Origin of the sequence: Stieleria maiorica (assembly GCF_008035925.1) — a bacterium.
GTDB lineage: Bacteria > Planctomycetota > Planctomycetia > Pirellulales > Pirellulaceae > Stieleria > Stieleria maiorica.
Window position 1 is genome coordinate 7,989,556 of record NZ_CP036264.1, and the last position, 19,011, is coordinate 8,008,566.

The window sequence follows — 19,011 nt, forward strand, 5'->3', positions numbered from 1 at the left end:
AGTGCCACTTTGGGGTAGCTACGCTCGATGCGAGCGTGGAAAACCCCGGGGATCCAGCTTCTGGCGAAGGTAGCTACGTTGGACCGGCGATTCACGGTGTTTTGTGAGCAAAGTGGCGCTGTCCAGCTAGTGGTTTTGGTTTGCGACATCAACCGCGCACCGTTTTACCCCCGGGAGTCGTTGTATGGACATCGATGGAGAGACAGTTCTTATTGCGGGAGGAAGCTCCGGATTGGGCGCCGCGTGCGTCGGTCGGCTACTACAAGAGCGAGCAAACGTCGTGATCGCTGATGTCAAGCCACCGGCGAATGAATCACAGCGGGAGTTTTATTGCCAAACCGATGTGACCGATGAGTCTTCGGTGAAAGACGCGATCGAGTTTGCCAAGAATCGTTTCGGCTCGCTACGCGGATGCGTCATTTGCGCCGGTGTGATTCACGCCCAGCGGATTGTCGGGCGTGACGGACCCTTCGACTTGGCTGAATTTCGACGCGTGATCGAAGTGAATTTGGTCGGGACGTTTAACGTCTTGCGACTGTGTGCCGCGGCAATCCAAGCCAACGCACCTGACGAAGAAGGCGAACGCGGCGCGATCGTGATGACTGCGTCCATCTCGGCGATGGAAGGACAGGTCGGTCAGGCGGCCTATTCGGCATCCAAGGGAGGTGTCGCTTCATTGACGTTGCCGGCGGCGCGTGAATTTGCGCCGTTGGGAATCCGTGTGGTGACGATCGCTCCGGGAGTCTTTCAAACGCCGTTGATGGACAACGTCAACGAAAAAGGATTGGCCGTTCTTCGAGATCAAACGTTGTTTCCGCCGCGATTCGGTCGCCCTGAAGAGTTCGCCGAAACGGTCCTCCACGTGCTGCAGAACCCGATGATGAACGGAACGGTCATCCGCCTCGACGGCGGCATGCGGATGCGTTAAGCCGGGGGAATTGCAGCAAAGGACCGCCCCGGTGTGGTCCAAGCGATTCGATGGGTACGACGGTCCCTTCCGGGCCGTCGGCGTTCGTTGCTCCGGGTACGACGGTCCCTTCTGGGCCGTCGTCCAGCGGACTCACCTCGACGGCCCGGAAGGGACCGTCGTACAGAGATCCAATGTCCGCATCTCACCCGATCGACCGAATCGAGGCACTTGGCATGCTATCCCGCGCTCAGACTTTCCGCGACTTCACGAATTTGGACATCGTCGTTGTTGCGATTCCCCGCCATCGCATGCTCAAAACGCCGCCGTGACTGGCGCAGAAACAGCCTAGCCGCTTGATGCGAATGTCGTACCGTCTCCGAAGCAGCGGTTTGCAACTCGTGATCCATGCGAGCGATCACGGCGGTTGATGCATACAGTTCCATCGCCGCACAGGCAATCCGCTCGTGAACCAGCTGGCGGTCCAGAATCTCCTCCCGATGCCGGATCAGTTCGCGCTGAACCGACAGACCGAACCGTTTGACGGCTTTGGACAACCACCGCGCGTGATCGCCGAGAGAGTCGCTGCGGGTCGTGATTTTCGGGCGACCGAGCAGGCGACCGAACTCCTGAACGACAAACTGGCCGATCACGCCCAAGGATTTCCAAGGGGCGTGCAGCGACTGAGCGACCCGGCGCAATCGTTCGCCCGGATCTCGCATCCCGACCAGGCCGATGAACGATGTCAGCACTTCATTGGCGCCTTCGCCGATCTGATTGATGCGGGCGTCGCGAAGCATTCGTTCCAGCGGCTGATCGGTAAAGTACGCGGCGCCGCCGTAAATCTGAAACGTCTCATTGACGATCTTCCACAGTCGCTCCGTCGTCCAAACCTTCAAGATCGCGGTTTCCAACATGTAATCGTCGCTACCGCGGTCGATCAGCCCGGCGGTCATGTGCGTCATCGCTTGCATGGCGTATAAATCCGCTGCCATCCGCGCCAGCTTCTTCTGAACCAATTCGAACGCCCCGATGGGTTGTCCGAATTGGATTCGCGTTCGGGCATGTCGGGTTGCCAATTGCAGGCAGCTTCGGGCCGCTCCGCTGCAACAGGCGCCGAAGGTCGTGCGGCCGAAATCGAGCACGGTCAACGCGACACGCAATCCCTTTCCTTCCCGGCCGAGCACGTTTTCGGCCGGAACACGCATGTTCTCGAATTCCAATTTGGCGGTCGCGGTTCCACGAATGCCCAGCTTTTCCATCCGCGGCTCCACCACCTGGAAACCCGGCATGTCAGGGGTCACTAAAAATGCCGTGACCGCGGTTTTCTCGGAACCCTCGATCGGCGTCCGGGCCATCACCGTCAGCAGATTGGCGATGGCGCCATTGGTGATGTAGCGTTTGCTGCCGTTAAGGACATAGTGCGATCCATCGGCGGCCGGCGTCGCGGTGGTCTGAACGTTCGCGGCATCGGATCCGGCTTGCACTTCGGTCAGTGCAAACGCGGCGATGGCTTTGCCGCTGACCAGGTCCGGCAGCCAGCGTTGTTTCTGTTGTTCGTTGCCGAACAGCAACAGCCCCCGCATTCCGATCGAATGGTGTGCATTGACAAAGATGGAGGTCGAACTGCAGCGTGATCCCAATTCTTCGAGCAATTGGCAGTACGCCAACTGTGAAAAACCTCGCCCGCCGGCAGACTCCGGTGCCGTCATGCCCAACAAGCCGATGCGTCCGAGATGGTGAATCAACTCGGCAGGGATGTCGGCGTTCCGGTCGATGTGCTCCGCGTCCAGGTACTGGTCACAGACGCGGCGCAGCTCATCGAGCGCGGCGGCCACGGATTCGGATTCCGCGGCCGCAAGTCGGGGGTACGGGAAGACCATTTGCTGGGCAAAGTATCCGTGATAAAGCTGTTTGGCAAAGCTTTCCGGATGGCTTTCGGCGAACAACAGCTCTTCGGCTTGCGCGAGTTGTTGCTTCCTCAGTTCCTGCTTCTCGATGTCGCCTTTTTCGATGGTTGTACTCATGACGATGCTCCGCTCAGCCCGTGCCCGCCCGTGATCACGTCTACCCATGACCGCGAGCTTGGTTGCTTGGCTGCCCGCGTTTCATCGATCAGCTGCTTCAGCCACTTCATGTAAGGAGTGCCGCCGGTTCCGCGCGGGTCGTCGGTTCGTTGATGGACGTAGCTGTCCGCCCAGCCATAGTGCACTTCGCGAAACGCCGCCATTGCCTCAAGCACCGCATTGAACTTCTCCGGCGAAGTACACGCTCGCGGCGAAGGCATCGCCTGGATTTCACCCAACAGCGCTTGGTGCTCGATCGGCATGAACCGTCGCAGATCGGCGAGATGTTCGGTCAAGATCGTCTGCCGGTGCTGCAGTTTCATGAACGCTTCCAACGCGGGCATGATGCTGCTTTGGGCCCCGGTTTCTCCGCGGAAATTCATGGGTTGGTCCGCGACCCCTTCGTAACTGACCTGTTCAAAGAAGCGGATGTATGGCCGGAACGTACGATGGTAGAGCTGCGGACGCATCCGCTCGGGGATCCGCCTCAGGACCTTCGTTTGTTTCTCAAGGGCGTCGGCGATGTCGCGCAGGCATTCATCAGCCGTGTCCCCATCATGCCCGTGCAGAGCCGGCTCGGCGCGGTTTATCGCGGCAAGGATTTCAGCCGCGATGGCTTCGATTTCGACGTGCACCAAGATGAACCAGTGTTCGTCTTCAAGCTTGACGAAATTCTGAATCGTCTCAAGATTGCCCAGCGCGATCGGGCCCCGGCGATCCAGGCGTCTCCAGTTGTACAGCGCATAGCCGTCATAGCTGAGGATCGGGGGCCGCTGCAGAATCCGACAGACGTGGCAAAGTGGAACGGCCAATACCGAAGGCAACAAATGGACACGAGGCTGGGAGACTTGGTTGATGTAAGCCGAGGCCAGAAACCCCAGTCGCACGTAGTACAATCGCAACTCGTCCAGGGACGATTGTCGTAACTCGTCTTCGGGCCACCTCGGGATGATGGTGCGTCGGATTTGATCGCGAAAGTCATCTTGCTCGAGTCGTTCGGGAAGCGATCCGCCGAGCTCGTCGAGACTGCTCAGTTGGGGAAAACGCCGGAACCTGGTCGCCGGATCATGAACCGGCAGAAAACCCCGCTTGGTGAAATGAGTGTCCATCATTACCTCCCACTGTTCAGGCACGATCGCAGACTCACCTCGGCGTCTGCCATCGGAATCGCCTTCGACGTAGCTGCACTCGCCGGAGCGTGGAGAAGACGGGGAACCACTTTCTGGCGAAGGTAGCTACGTTTGCCCCGGGGATTGGCGCCGCTGTGTGCATCCCTGTCATTATTCTACGCCCCGGCGTCGGGACCGGCCCCGGAATCTTGTTGATTCCAGCGTGGATCACGGTGCTGGGCAAAGGATGCCAAACCTTCCGCCGCTTCGTCACTTTGGCGCATCTTTTTGTGAATCGCCAAGGCGTCGTCCTGCAGATCGCTCGGGCAACCCGTCAATGCGCGAATCATCTGTTTGGTCTGTCGCACCGCCTCGGGACCACCTCGACAGACCGTTTCGGCGATCCCCAACGACTCCTGCAGCAAGTCGGCCGATTTGACGACGCGGTGCACCAGCCCCAACGCTTTCGCCCGGCGGGCGTCGATCGGTTCGGCGAGTAGGAACAGTTCTCGCATCTCCGAATCACGCAAGCGACGTGCGATCAAGGTCGCAGCAAGTGCGGGCACCAGACCGCGTCGAGTTTCCGGAAAACCGATCGTCACCTCTTCGCCGGCTACCGCAAAATCGCATGCGGCCAGCAGACCGGCGCCGCCTGCCATGGCGGCGCCTTGCACCACCGCGACCGTCACCAACGGACTGTTCATCAGAGAAGTGAAGGTCGTTTCCACCCATCGGGCGCTTTGCGGAGCGATGGCCGGGTCGGCGGCCTCGATCAAATCCAAGCCGGCGCAAAACACCGGACCGGCACCGCCAATGATCACGACACGACAGTCTGCGTCGGTTTCCAACTTCACGAACTGTTGGTGAAATTGTTGCATCAATTCAATCGACAACGCGTTTCGCTTTTGGGGACGATTGAGCGTGATGATGGCGGTGCTACGCGTCTCGCGTCGACACTGGATCAGTGGTTCCATTTCATCTCTCCGACGAGCGAAGTCTTTGTGGGATAGGCTTCCAGTGCTGTCCTTTCAAACGCGACAAATTCAAATGATCTGGCCGACCGGGTATGAGCTGGTCGGTGGATTGTTGTACGACGTCCTTTCTAGGTCGCCGCGCTAAGCCCCACGGGCGACGGCCCGGAAGGGCCATCGTACCCTGGAGCAGCGGGTGTGGGCGGCTAAAGCCTGAACACCAGCGCGTGCCCGTGCCATTCATGTCCATGCCTCGGGCAACGGAATCTGCAGCAACTTTTGCCCTAATGCCTTTCCCTGGGCATCCAATGCGATGGGGTTTAGGAGCATGCCCGACAAGACGAAATTCAATGCGTCCAGATTCGGCATTTCAAACCGGCGCACCGTCAATGGATCGACGCCGAAATGTTCGGCGACGCGGGCAGCGGTCAACCAGGATTCCAGCTGCGGATAATCGCCCGGTCGCCGCGCGATCACACCCAAATTGGCGTTGATGCCTTTGTCACCGCTGCGCGCCAAGGCGACATCGACCAATCGTCCGGTCGCTTCGCGAGTCGATGTTGTGACGTCGGGAGATGACCGAACGGCTGCGGTGGCCGACGGTCGTGCCGGGCTAGGTGGAGGGCCTTCGGCGGTGTCGGTATCAGACTGCGGCAGAAACGAAACTTCGATCTCCAACTGGTCTCTGGCGATCAAACAGGGCCAGTATCGAATCAGCGAGTGGACCTTGGGCCGGCCGAACGCATAGCCGGTCGTCCCGGGGGGGCCCGCGGTGATCAACGGCATCACGCTGCGACAAAACCGCTCGACGTGATTTCGCGACCGATCCGCGACCGCCAACCGCATGACGACTTCGGAAAATTCGTGGCTGCCGATGACATCGACGCACGAGTTTTGGAAGGTCAGCCCCGCGTCGGCCAGCCGCTGCAGTACCCCCGCGCCGGCCCGGCACGCTTTTTCGTGAGCCTGCTGGCCGATGATGGACAGTTGGGCAGCCGCCCAGTATCCGGCGTGATACGTCGCGCTGACTTTCAGGTTGGGTGGAGGGGGAAGCCCGCGAGCCCCGCTGATGCAAACCCGGTCCGCTCCGATTTGGCGCACCTGCACTGATTTCAGCGAAACGATCGCGTCGGGCGACAGGTACGCGTCGGGATCGCCGATTTCGTAAAGCAGCTGTTCCTTGACGGTCGATTCATTCACCCAGCCGCCGCTGCCGTTTGGTTTGGTGATCACGCAAGTCCCGTCCTGGGAAACTTCGGCTATCGGAAATCCGATTCGGCTTGATTCGGGGACTCGCAACCAGTCGGTCGAGATTCCGCCGGTGACCTGCGTTCCACATTCGATCAAATGGCCGGCGACCGTGGCGCCGGCGATGCGATTGTAGTCGTCCGGATCCCATCCAAAATGTGCAAGACACGGCCCGACGGTCAGGCTGGGGTCGGCCACCCTGCCGGCGATCACCAAGTCGGCGCCCCGCGACAATGCCTGGGCAATGGGCGATGCGCCGATGTAGGCATTCGCAGTGAGCAAGTGTTCTTCAACGGCATCGATAGATTGCCGGGTATCCAGGTTCCTCAGCTGCTCGCGGTTCGAATCACACGTCAGCAACGTCATCACGTCGTCGCCGGCGATGACGGCAATTTTCTTTTCAGGGCAATTCGTTCGCTGCAACAATCGTTGCGATGCGATCGCGCATCCCAGCGGATTCAAACCGCCGGCATTGGTCACCATGCGGCACCGGCCGCCTTGTTGAAAGTAGGGAACGAGCGTTTCCAAGACCTGGATGAAATCGTCGGCATAGCCGGCCTGTGGATCACGCTCGCGCTGGGCGGCCATGATCGACAGAGAGACTTCCGCCAAGAAGTCAAGCGTGATGAAATCCAATTCGGGCTCGCTGGCGAGCATCTCCGCGGCGGCTTCGATGCGGTCGCCCCAAAACCCGTGGGCGTTTCCAATTCGAACCGGATCTCGCATGATCGTCTCCAATCAAGCTGCGTTTGCCGGACGTGGATCAAACCAAGTTCACGTCAGCGGATAAATCATTGCACTTCGACCTGTCGGGCAGGATCTCCAAGGCCGTGTGGAGCCAACGGCGGGTGTGGTCGGGTGCGATGATGGCATCCACCCAACCGCGTGCCGCGCCGTACCGAATGTCGGTTTGTGCCTGGTAGCGATCGAAAGTCTCTTGATAGAGCTGGTCACGTTCTTGCGTGGAGTATTCGTGACCTTGCCGATGCGCATCACGAATTCTCAGGTCGGTTAGTGTGCCGGCGGCCGAGGCAGCTCCCATCACCGCGTACCTCGCGTTGGGCCAGGCCACGATCAGCCAAGGATCGTAGGCTTTTCCGCACAACGCATAGTTACCGGCGCCGAAGGAGCCGCCAATGATGACCGTCAACTTGGGTACGGTCGCGGTGCTGACCGCATGCACCAGTTCGGCCCCCGAGCGAATGATGCCCGATTGTTCGGCAGCGACACCGACCATGAATCCCTGAACGTCTTGAAGAAAAATCAGCGGCAATCCGACTTGATTGCAGTCGTTGACAAAACGAGCTGCCTTTTCGACCGAGTCGCCGTACAACACACCGCCGATCTGCAACTGGTGCTCTGCGGTCATCGATCGTTTGCGTTGATTGGCAACGATGCCCACCGCCCGACCGCAAAGTTTGGCAAACGTTGTGATCAACGTTGGCCCGTATTCGGATTTGTATTCCTGTATCGAATCGGCATCGACGATCGCACGAATCACATCGCGGGTATCGAATTCCCGGCGGCCGTCGGCAGACACCAAATCGTACAGGTCTTCGGCGGGACGTTCGGTTTGGAAGCGATCGATAACGTCCGAATTGGCTCGGTCCCTGGATCGCAAGTCGGGCAGCAAGCCGACCAGCGATCGCAAGCGAGCGATGCAGGCTTCGTCATCGGGCTCGCGAAAATCGACCGTGCCGCTGATCTGGGAGTGCATTTTTGCGCCGCCCAAGGATTCCGGGTCGGCGTCCTGCCCGATCGCCGCTTTGACCAGCGAGCGACCGGCCAGGCACATCTGGCTGCCGTCGGTCATCAACAGTTTGTCGCACAGAACGGGCAGGTAAGCACCGCCGGCGATGCAGTTTCCCATCACCGCCGCATACTGCGGAACCCCCATCGCGGAAAGGACGGCGTTGTTGCGAAAGATGCGGCCGAAGTCATCTTCATCGGGAAAGATCTCGTCTTGCAACGGCAAGAACACTCCGGCCGAATCAACCAGGTACAACAACGGCAGCCGAAACCGCATCGCGATCTTCTGGGCGCGCAAGACCTTCTTGACGGACTGGGGAAAGAACGCGCCGGCCTTCACCGAGGAATCGTTGGCGACCACCATCACCGGTCGCCCGCAGACGCGGCCGATCCCCACAATAACGCCTGCCGCCGGTACCTCGCCCCACTGGTCGTACATCCGCCAAGCGGCCCAGATTCCCAGTTCAAAAAACGTGCTGCCGGGATCCACCAACGCGCCGATTCGCTGCCGAGCCGATAGCCGGTCGGAGTGACGTTGTTTGGCTGCACCTCCGTTGGTCTCGCGTCCGCTGGCTTCGCGGATCCGACTTTCGTCACGCATCAATGCTTCGGTCACATCGCGCAAGTCATTCATAATGACACCGTGAACAAATCGATCGTTTGTCGACGTGTCCAACACGTCGCCGCAATGTTTCATTATATCCCGCAATGGCCCAGGGACCCGCGAATCACGGATTCTGAACCGGCGACCTGATGCCACGCAACGAGAAGTCTCGAACGCTCCGGCGACGACTTGTAGAATGGAAACAGGGGCTGATTTGATTTGGTTGGTGTTTAGCCTTTAGGCGATTTCCTCTCGCTGCTCCGCAGCGAGAGACGACGGCCCGGAAGGGCCATCGTACCCGGAGCAGCGAGAGACGACGGCCCGGAAGGGCCATCGTACCCGGAGCAGCGAGAGACGACGTCGCGGAAGGGACGTCGTACCGGGAGCAGCGGGGGTGGGCGGCGAAAGCTTGGGCACCAACACGTGTACCCGTGCCATACGGGCGGAGTTCTTTTCGAAGGAGATGCTGGTGGCGACCACACTCCACAGCCAAACGTCTGCGCCGCGGCAGCAACCGACGACGGTCAGCGGCGTTGCGGTCAAACAGGTCTACAGCGATGCGGACCTGTCACAGGTCGACGTGCATCAGGACATCGGCAACCCCGGACGGTATCCCTACACGCGCGGCATCCACGAAACGATGTATCGGGGGCGTTTGTGGACCATGCGGCAGTTTGCCGGGTTTGGAACCGCGTCCGAAACGAACGAGCGTTTTCGTGTATTGCTGCGCAAGGGACAAACCGGTCTCAGCACCGCGTTCGATCTGCCAACCCTGATGGCGCTCGATAGCGACGATCCGAAATCCGGCGGCGAAGTCGGACGTCTTGGTGTTGCGATCGACACGATGGATGACATGTTGGTGCTGTACGACGGCATCGACTTGGAAAAAATCTCCGTCTCGATGACCATCAACGCTCCCGCTGCGATTCTGATGGCGTTTTATTTGGCGGCCGCGCAAGAGCGGGGATTCGACGTTCGCGAGCTGCGCGGGACGATCCAAAACGACATCCTGAAAGAGTTTCACGCGCAGAACGAATTCGTTTTTCCACCTGAGCCGTCCGTCGGTCTGGTTGTCGATCTGATCGAATACTGTACCGACTGCGTGCCGCGTTGGAACACCGTGTCCATCAGTGGCTACCACATCCGCGAGGCGGGATCGACGGCAAGCCAAGAACTGGCGTTCACGCTCGCTGATGGTCGTCACTACGTCGAACAAACCTTGCGGCGGGGGCTCGCGATCGATCGGTTCGCCCCACGGCTGAGTTTCTTTTTCAATGCCCACAACGATTTGCTGGAGGAAGTCAGCAAGTATCGTGCGGCGAGACGACTGTGGGCGACCCTAATGCGGGAATCATTCCACGCCCAGGATCCGGCGTCGTGGAAATTGCGGTTTCACGCACAAACTGCCGGCTGTTCGCTTTACGACAAACAACCCCAGGTCAACTTGATCCGAGTGGCCTATCAAGCCATGGCCGCGGTGCTCGGTGGATGCCAGTCGTTACACACCAATTGCATGGACGAAACGCTTGCGTTGCCGACCGAACATGCCGCCACGCTGGCGCTGCGGACGCAACAAGTTTTGGCACTGGAAACCGGAGTGACCAACACGGTGGACCCGCTGGGCGGGAGCTACGCGATCGAGTCGATGACTGACGCCATGGTTCGGGAAGCCCGATCGTATTTTGAGAAGATCGATCAAGCGGGCGGGATGCTGGCCGCCATCCAAACGGGATTCTTTCGTCGTGAGATCGCCGACGCCGCTTATCAATACCAGACTGCGATCGACCGTGGTGAAAAGAAGATCGTGGGCGTCACCGATTGTGTCGAGCCGGACGAACAGCCGCTTGAATTGCACGAGGTCGACCCGATGGCGGAGAGCAGACAACTGGAGCGACTTCGACGTGTGAAACAGCAGCGAAGCCGTGACGAGGTCCAGCGTTCGCTGCAAGCGGTCCGCGATGCCGCTCGTTGCGGTGAAAACGTCTTTCCGGCTTTGATCCAGGCCGCACGGACGCGCGCCACCGTGGGAGAAATCACCGCCGCGATGGCGGAGATTTTTGGCCGACAGGGAGCTAGGCAAATGTAGTGTCGTCGAGAGCGAATTCAATGTCCCCCAATGCTACCGAAATACCGACCGGATCCCCCGAAGCACAATGTGCTGGAGCGAACGTTCTACGATCGAATCGGGTGTTGTTGGCCAAGGTGGGCTTGGACGGACATGACCGTGGGATCAAGATCGTCGCACGCGGGCTACGCGACGCCGGCTACCATGTGATCTACGGCGGCATTTGGCAAAGTCCAGATGCCGTCGCCGCCGCCGCGGCCGAGGAAGACGCCGATTGGTTGGGGCTGAGCCTGTTGAGCGGTGCACACATGACGTTGGTTCCCCGTGTCATCGACGCACTTCGAGCAACGGGGAATCAACACACCGAGTGTCTGGTCGGGGGCATCATTCCGAAAGAGGACACCGAGCGTCTGAGGCAACTCGGCGTGTGCGGTGTGTTCGGTCCGGGGACTTCGATTGCAGAGATCGTTGACTTTTTGCGTCAGCGTTCGCCACAGCAAACCGAAACCGTTGATCTGACGAGTGGCGTTGACTCGGGCGATCGTGTCGCGCTCCCCGATCGTGTCTTGCTGGGGCGTCTGCTGTCGCTGATCGAGCAAGGCGGACTGTCCGCGACGATGCTGAACGATTTGCACCGTCAGCGCGCCGGTAAAACGACGCGTGTGATGGCCTTCACCGGGAGTGCCGGTGTGGGCAAAAGTTCGCTGATTGCCAACCTGTTGCCCAGGCTGGTGCAGCGGGATCAACGCGTCGCGGTGTTAGCATGTGACCCGCAAAGTCCAATCACCGGAGGCGCCTTACTGGGGGACCGCGTCCGCATGTCCGCCGGCAGCGACGAACGCGTTTTCATCCGCAGTCTCGCAGTCCCCAGCGGCCAACAGGGGATTGCACACCGTTTAGACCAGATGCTTCTCGTGCTAGCCCACTTCGGATTCGATTTGGTATTGGTGGAAAGTGTCGGCGTCGGCCAAGGCGATGTTGCGATCCGCCAGCACGTCGACCGTGTCTACTTGCTGTTGCAGCCGGAATCGGGAGACGCGATTCAATGGGAGAAGGCGGGTTTGCTGGAAATCGCTGACATGATCGTGATCAACAAGTGTGACCTTCCCGGTGCCGATCGACTGGAAACCGAACTGCGAGAGCAGGTCAATCTGCCGGGGTCTCGCGGCGTGCCGGTCGTACGAGCCGGCCAAAGCGAACCGTCGGGCTGGGATGAAATTATCCGCGACATGACGGGAGAACAGTGATCGCTCCATCAGATTGCGTCGGAGGCAGTTCGCCGTGTCGTGTCGCTAGCGAAGACGACATCACGCGATGGAGCCAATAGGACCAATAGGGCGTATGGGACAGATATGTCCTATGTGTCCTATTGGTCCGATTGCACGACCGTTGCCCCATCCTCGAAGGAAGGGCAAAACAATGGGGGGCAAAACAATGGGGGGCAAAACAATGGGGGGCAAAACAATGGGGGGCAAAACAATGGGGGGCAAAACAATGGGGGGCAAAACGATGGGGGCAAAACGATGGGGGCAAACGATTTCGGCTGTGATCGTTTTGCCCATCGTTACTTTTCCTCTCGCGCAACACTCACCGAGAAACCCACTGCCCTCGGTTGCATCGACCGCCGCGTTGTACGGCACCGGCTGGCAGGGGCTCGAAGACCGTTTAGCTTAAGATCCGCGAAATGGGCTTGCCGTCGCGAACCAGCGTGATCGGGCGACCGACGTTGCTGTCAAACTCCATTTTGGGATCGATTCCGAGTGCCGAGTAAAACGTTGCCGCCAGATCATCCGGGGTGAAGCCGGTGCCCACCGGCTCTTCGGCTTTGTCATTGGTTTCGCCTACGACTTGTCCTGTGCTCACGCCAGCACCGGCAAGAATTGACGTCATCGCCCGAGCCCAGTGATCGCGTCCTGCTTTGTTGTTGATCTTCGGCGTGCGTCCAAACTCACCGGTCACCAAGACCGTTGTCGACTGAAGCATTCCCCGCTGGTTCAATCGATCCAGGAACGCGGAAAGCCCCTGGTCCAGCGGCGGCAGCAGTCGTCCCCCCAATTCGTTGAAGTTCTCCTGGTGCGTATCCCAATCTTCCAGAATCACGGTGACAAATCGGACGCCGGCTTCGACCAAGCGTGCCGTCATCATCAACGATTGACCAAATTCGTGCTTTCCGAAACGTTGCGTTTCGCTCTCCGGCTCCTTCGCCAAGTCCATCGCGTCGCGGCAGCGCGGCGAGCTGATCAAATCGAATGCCTGTCGCTGGAAACGATCCATGCTGCGGACCTGGTCATCGAGCGACTCCACACCACGAAAAAGCGTATCGAAGTCCTCCGCCAACGCAGCGCGTGAACGATAACGCTCGATCGACAACCCGTCGTCGAGCGAAATCCCTCGCACGCGAAACGGCAAACCGTGCTGTGGCTTTTCCCCGGTCGAAAGCGGTCCATACTCCGGCCCCAAAAAACCTGGGCCACCCAACGGACGATCGATCGAGACGAATGATGGAATATCGCGTACCGCGGCATGCTGGTGACTGACCACGCTGCCGTACATCGGGTACTGCACCGTGGGGGTCGGGCGATTGCCGGTCAGCAGGTACGAAGTGCCGATGCTGTGATCGGCTAAATTGTGCGAGATCCCGCGAAGGATCGAATATTGGTCCGCACAGTTTGCCAACCGCGGCAAGTGCTCACAAATCTCTATGCCTGGGACGTTGGTGCGAATCGGCCGGAACTCGCCGCGATATTCCGCCGGTGCATCGGGCTTCATGTCAAACGTGTCTTGATGCGACGGACCTCCTTTCAAAAAGACCAGAACCGCCGATCGATCCGTCGACCGCGTTTCACTGGCGTTTGCCAATCGAAAGTAGTCACCCAAGCCGAGCCCGAAACCCAGCGTGCCGATTTTGATCGCGGTTCGACGCGAGCAGCAGGGATTGGAAAAACGATTCATTTCAACTCTCATCAGTGATTCAGCAAGAACTCTTTCGTGTTGAACAAGCTCCACAACAGATCTTCCATGCCTTCGCCAACGGACGGGGCTGACGAAAGATGTGAGAGCGCACGCTCCAGCTCTTCCGAGCGAGGCGGTCGGCTGAATGCTCTCAACCAGGCTTCCTCGATCCACCGCTGTTGCACCGCGGTGGTTGGCTGTTGGTGTTCACGTATCTCGGCCAACCAGCCGCTGTCGCCAAGCAAAATCAGAACCAACGGGTCGTTTTGCATGAAGACCGACTGCAGCAGCGAGGGTTCGTTCACGCGTTCACAGTCACACGTCACCGCCCGTTCTGGTTTCCCAAAGACATGCATCGCATACGTCCCGGCCATTCGCATTGACAGATGACCGACGGCACGACGTGACAGATCCTCTCGCACCGATTCTTGTTGCGTACTCGCACAGAGGACTTGCTTCATGGCATCGTAGGCGACTTCCGCGGGGATTCTTCGCGGGATCGCACGACTGAAGTGTTTGCGATCGTTCAAATTGGTCGCATTGGGCCGAACGCTTCGCTGCCATGCCGAAGAGTTGGTGATTTCAGCGAGCAGCCACCGCAGGTCGTAGTCCCGCTTGACGAATTCGGTCGCCAGATAGTCCAGCAACTCCGGATTGCTGGGCGGATTGGCGGCGTTCAAATCATCCGGCGGATCGATGATTCCCACGTGGAAACAACTCGCCCAAACGCGGTTGACGATCGCCTTGGCGAACCAAGGGTTCTCCGGTTGCCGCAGCCAGTCCATGATCGCCCTTCGTGGATCGCCGTCGGGCTTCAGAAACACGCTTTGCTGACCGAGCAGAGACAGACGCTTGGGCTGTTCGCGCGCTCGAAGATAAACCTCTCGCCAAGGAATCGTCTTGCCTTCCCGGGCATAAGCCAACTGTTCCGGGCGGATCGGTGCACCTTCCTGCCCCTTGCGAAGTTGAAGTCCGACGTTTCCCGCAAGCTCTCGATAGACGGGTTCGGCGTCTTGACGAACGCCGTATTGGACATCGTCAAAGAAGTGGCTGAATTGATCAAAGTCTTCCTGTGTCCATTGATCCCAAGGGTGTTTGTGGCACTGGGCACATTGCAAGCGAATCCCCATGAAACTGTGTGCGACGGCGAGCGCTTTTTCCGACGATTCACCAAGCGAGCGCCGACTCCAATAGTGCTGCATGGTCGAGCGGTCGGCAAAGTCACCCGCGTTGTCCTGACGAAAGTAAGACGACATTTTCTCGGCATAGTCCCGATACGATTCGTCATCATCGCGGCCACGTGCGAGCAGGATTCCTTCGACGATTTCATCGTACGGCACGTTGTCGCGAAGCCGCTGGTAAATCCACATGTACCATTGCTGGGCAAACTCCTGTCCAAGCTCGGCTTGCTGGCCTGGGTTGCAGCCGGTGAAATCGCACAGCTTGTTCGCCCACCAGGCGGCCATCGCCGGACGACGTAGTAGATCGTCTATCTTTGATGACCGTTTATGCGGAGATGGATCGGCTAAGAAGGCTTGTACTTCCTGCGGACTCGGAAGTGTGCCGGTCAAATCGATCGATGCACGACGAATGAATTCCGAATCATCGCACCGCTGCGACGGGACGATCCCCAGAAATCGCAGCTTCTGGTTGACCCGTTGGTCGATCGGTGACGGTTCCGGATCGATCGGCCAAGGAGCCGTTGGCTGCTTGGGGTTCCGAACCACCACGGGAATCGATGCCACGCCGTTGTCGTAGAACGCGACGAGATGTGTATCCCCGAAACCGACGGCTTCGGCACGCCCCTCCGCGTCAATCCGAACCGTGGCGTCATCGTTGGAACGAAACCTCGTGATGCCGGTCACATCCTCTTTAGTTCCATCCGACCAGATGGCGGTGACTCGGATCGCGGCGGACTGCTGAAGCCCGTTCCATTTCAACTGTTGGGGATGCACTTCCAGCGAGTCAAGGTGTTGCTCGCGTTTCTCCCTCGGCGCTCCTGCCGCGATCCAAGCTCGCAGCACTCCATACTGCCACGAATCTGGCTCGAACCGTTGCCCGCCTTCATGCCCGATCGTTTCGGTGGCTTTCAAGAGAATTAGACTCTGGTCGGGATTCGTCACGTCGACACGGTGTCCCGATTCCGAGTGGCTCTTTCCCGTCAGCGCCTCGCGGTCTGCCTGGAAATCGTATCCGAAGAGCGAAAGCGACATCCCGCCGCGGCCCTGGAAGGAACCATGGCAGGCGCGGCCGATGCAGCCGAGTCGACTGATCAACGGGATGACGTGCTTTTGAAAGTCGGGCGGCGCACTTGCCGCTGACGTTCCGAATCGTTTTTCGATGGAAGTGTCGAGTTGCTCCGCCCACAGGTTCCCGGGGCCAAGCAAGGCAACCGTGATCGCGATCGCGGCGAACGGGTAGATTCTTCTTCGCATGGCAAGTGATATTTTACGCTGACAGAGCACTAATCAACTTTCTTCAACCACTCCGCAATGAAGTCGAGGTGTTCGCCGGAGTTATGAAAGGCTTCGACCTCGATCAGATCGCCAGTCTTCAACGTGATCAGGACATCGATCCACTTTCCTGAAATGCCGGTGACCAGAAATTGACGGCCGCGGCAACTGTCCGTGTCGCTGGCGCGGTTGGCCTTCCAGGTACGGGTGGCCCGATCCGCTTCGAAGACCAACGTGCCTTTCTCCACGTCCTTGTTGATCAGCTTGCCACGCAAGATTCCACGGAATCCTTTCATGCCGTCAGGAAACCCGCTCGAAGGGGTGGGGCTTTCCGTGGTGACATCCGAATGTTGTTCTCCCTTGGCGATTTTCTCGGCTAATTCAATGACGGTGAAGTGATCGCTTTGTGGAACACGATGCAAGACACCTGCCCGGATTCGATCGCCTTTCTCCAGTTTGTCGAACGGCTTGCTCATCCGAGCCCAAAAACCGGCGAGCACGATTTCTTTGCCGATGGCGTCTGCCGCCGATCTCGCTTTGTTTTTTTCAAAGGCTTTTTCGATGGCGTCAATGCGCAGGTGAAGCTCGCGGCTGGTCGGGTCTTTCTTGACGATTTGTCCCGTGACCATCCCCGAAAACCCGCGGAATCCTTCGGCCGGTACGGGATGCTCGGCCGGATCAAAAGCCGGTACCTTTTTCAACCACTCGCCCGGAAAGGTCAATGCATTGCCGCCGCGATGCTGAGCCTCGAACTCGACTGTTTCGCCCGGTCGTACCAACAGCAGCTCGTCCAACCATTTGCCCGTCACTCCGGTAACCGTGACCTGCTTTCCGACAACGGAGCGCGGTCTGGGAGCCTTGTTGTTCTCCCAAACGCGGGCAACATATTGAACCTTGACCGTAAAGTTGCCGCGTTCGATGTCACGTTCCACCATTTCGCCGATCAGCATCCCGCTGAACTGATTCAAGCCATCGGGAAGTCCGTTGTTGGAATCCGTCCGTCCGACCACGCCGCTGGTCCGATCCATCTTTGCTTGGCCAATCGTGTCGTCCGCCGGTGATGTGGTCGCGGCGGCCACGAGCGCGGTCAGTAGTCCCAGTTTTTTTATTGCGATATGCATGCCAGAAGTCTCTCCCGAGAAATGATTGGAAGCTGGAATCCCGAAACGTGGGACACCGATCAGCAAGACGAAACAAACAAGACAGGTTAATCCGACCATTTTTGTACCAACGATTGGCTCGGATGCCGGACCTTGGTAACTCAACACAGCCGACACACGCCCTTTCAGTCCGCTCGCATGGACAGACATGCCTGCGGCAATAGCGGGAACGTTGCTTACCTTGCCCGAAGGGCTCTTTAGTCGTTCGGCGAGTTGCACGAGCGATCGGGCGAGATCGGCGGGATTATCAATGATGCGCGCGGCCTGATGGTCGGCCACGAATTCCATGTCACGCCGAAGATGGCGAACGGACACAACATTCAGTGGCTGAAACCAGAATGTGCGACAAACGATTTGTGAGAGCAGATTCCAGATCGCGTCGCGAGTGACGATGTGCGAGAGTTCATGCGCCAAGACCGCTTGCCGACATGCTGCGGAAAGTTGTTCCATCCAACCGCTCGGCAGCAAGATGCAGGGCGACCACCATCCCGCCGCAAACGGGCTGTTCACCCGCGGCGACTCCAGCAATCGAACCGAACGATGAAGCTGCATCCGTTCGCGCAGTTTTGAGGTTTCCCAATAAAGTGGGCCCGTGGTGATTGAACGGCCGGAGCGAATCAATCGGTTCAGCTTCAACAGATCGCTGGTTAGACAGCCCAGACCAACCAGCATGCCGAGGGGCCAGGCCACAATCAACGTTCCGGCAAACAGGCTCAGCCAAGACGGGGATGTGGCGTGGAGCTCACCGCGACTTGATTCGATGCCCGCGGATTCGCCACGGCGTGAAATCGATCCGTGGCGTTGCGATTGCTTGACGGTCGGCAGGCTCGCACGCTCCGGTCGCATGCGCTGCCTGGGTAGTAGAGTCTGGTGGCTTTCGCCGATCGGGGTAGTGTTCTGCACGCCGGCAGCCATTGGCTGAATCCGAAACACCGGCAACCAAGGGGCGGGGACCACCGTCGCAACGGCCGACAACCCAATTGGCAGCAGAATTGCAAGCTTCCAACAACGCACCCGCGAGACAGCCGATTTCATGCAACGCGAGTGGCAAATCCCCCACGCCAGCGCCGTCGTCACGGTGGAGTAAACCAGATAAGTCAACAGGAACGCCGACGCGATCGGAGTCAGAATGGAGCCGATCCCGATCATGATTCCGCCTCCGAAGAGCGGTCGGATTGACTTGATCGTTCATGTTCTCGGATCAGTTGTTTGATCTCTTCCAGTTCCCCTTGGACGAGTTCCTCGTTCTCGAGCAAGTGACTGACAAGCGCCGTCGCACTGCCACCAAAAACACGATCGACGACCTCGCGAACGACACCTGTCTCGGAAACGGCAGGCGAAAAGTGATAAGTCCGCCCCTCCGCCCGATGACGCACCAAGCCACGCTTCTCCAAACGGCCAAGCACCGTCGCAACGGTCGAATAGGCAGGTCTGTCGCTTCCGCGAAGCGATTCCTGAACGTCGGCGACCGTCATCTCGCCACGGTCCCAAAGCAAACGCATGATCGCCAATTGCTGGCCGGTCAATCTCAACGGCATCGCACCCACCTGCCAAATCCGACGTTTTCACTGCTGCCCGAACTTTTACAGACTGTAGTTCTACACACCGTAAAAGAAAGAATCAACGGTCTCTTCAACCGTCGGATCAGCGTTTCACGGAGCGACTTGCGTTCTTGAGCGGACGATTCTGGGCAGTTTTGACGGCATGATGGCAGGAGATTCTACGAC

The 19,011-nt window shown here is 58.9% G+C and carries 12 protein-coding genes; 3 read left to right on the plus strand and 9 right to left on the minus strand.

Annotated features, from left to right (window positions below):
- Positions 1-184: 184 nt before the first annotated feature.
- Positions 185-928: an SDR family NAD(P)-dependent oxidoreductase gene (locus Mal15_RS27210; RefSeq protein ID WP_147870642.1), complete on the plus strand. Its 744-nt coding sequence runs from the start codon at positions 185-187 to the stop codon at positions 926-928.
- Positions 929-1,146: 218 nt separating this feature from the next.
- Here the strand turns inward: Mal15_RS27210 and Mal15_RS27215 are convergent, their stop codons facing one another.
- From Mal15_RS27215 to Mal15_RS27235, 5 genes are all read right to left on the minus strand, one after another.
- Positions 1,147-2,934: an acyl-CoA dehydrogenase family protein gene (locus Mal15_RS27215; RefSeq protein WP_147870643.1), complete on the minus strand. Its 1,788-nt coding sequence runs from the start codon at positions 2,932-2,934 to the stop codon at positions 1,147-1,149.
- On the minus strand, positions 2,931-4,082 hold the full coding sequence (locus Mal15_RS27220; protein WP_147870644.1) for a PrnB family protein: 1,152 nt from the start codon (positions 4,080-4,082) through the stop codon (positions 2,931-2,933). The genes Mal15_RS27215 and Mal15_RS27220 overlap by 4 nt, the downstream gene beginning before the upstream one ends.
- 176 nt (positions 4,083-4,258) lie before the next feature.
- Positions 4,259-5,056 carry an enoyl-CoA hydratase/isomerase family protein gene (locus Mal15_RS27225; protein WP_147870645.1) on the minus strand — a complete coding sequence of 266 codons (798 nt, stop codon included), beginning with the start codon at positions 5,054-5,056 and terminating at the stop codon, positions 4,259-4,261.
- A 237-nt stretch (positions 5,057-5,293) separates the two neighbouring features.
- The gene (locus Mal15_RS27230; protein ID WP_147870646.1) at positions 5,294-7,027 is read right to left on the minus strand and encodes an acyclic terpene utilization AtuA family protein; all 1,734 of its coding nucleotides are present in this window, start codon (positions 7,025-7,027) and stop codon (positions 5,294-5,296) included.
- 37 nt (positions 7,028-7,064) lie between these two features.
- Positions 7,065-8,684 (minus strand): acyl-CoA carboxylase subunit beta, encoded by a 1,620-nt coding sequence (locus Mal15_RS27235; protein ID WP_147870647.1) that lies wholly within the window; start codon positions 8,682-8,684, stop codon positions 7,065-7,067.
- A 439-nt stretch (positions 8,685-9,123) separates the two neighbouring features.
- On the opposite strand from Mal15_RS27235, the gene Mal15_RS27240 reads away from it, so the two are divergent.
- Entirely contained in the window at positions 9,124-10,740 is a 1,617-nt protein-coding gene (locus Mal15_RS27240; RefSeq protein ID WP_233903056.1) for an acyl-CoA mutase large subunit family protein, read from the plus strand.
- Between the two features lie 101 nt (positions 10,741-10,841).
- Positions 10,842-11,966, plus strand: a complete 1,125-nt coding sequence (locus Mal15_RS27245; RefSeq protein ID WP_233903057.1) for a cobalamin-dependent protein — start codon at positions 10,842-10,844, stop codon at positions 11,964-11,966.
- A 418-nt stretch (positions 11,967-12,384) separates the two neighbouring features.
- On the opposite strand, the gene Mal15_RS27255 is transcribed toward Mal15_RS27245, so the two are convergent.
- Genes Mal15_RS27255 through Mal15_RS27270 form a run of 4 tightly spaced genes read right to left on the minus strand, consistent with a single transcriptional unit; the run spans position 12,385 to position 18,822 of the window.
- Positions 12,385-13,671: a DUF1501 domain-containing protein gene (locus tag Mal15_RS27255; protein ID WP_147870651.1), complete on the minus strand. Its 1,287-nt coding sequence runs from the start codon at positions 13,669-13,671 to the stop codon at positions 12,385-12,387.
- Between the two features lie 11 nt (positions 13,672-13,682).
- On the minus strand, positions 13,683-16,106 hold the full coding sequence (locus Mal15_RS27260) for a DUF1549 and DUF1553 domain-containing protein (protein ID WP_147870652.1): 2,424 nt from the start codon (positions 16,104-16,106) through the stop codon (positions 13,683-13,685).
- Between the two features lie 29 nt (positions 16,107-16,135).
- Complete coding sequence (locus Mal15_RS27265; protein ID WP_147870653.1) at positions 16,136-18,433, minus strand: M56 family metallopeptidase; 2,298 nt, start codon at positions 18,431-18,433, stop codon at positions 16,136-16,138.
- On the minus strand, positions 18,430-18,822 hold the full coding sequence (locus tag Mal15_RS27270; RefSeq protein WP_147870654.1) for a BlaI/MecI/CopY family transcriptional regulator: 393 nt from the start codon (positions 18,820-18,822) through the stop codon (positions 18,430-18,432). The genes Mal15_RS27265 and Mal15_RS27270 overlap by 4 nt, the downstream gene beginning before the upstream one ends.
- Between the last annotated feature and the right edge of the window lie 189 nt (positions 18,823-19,011).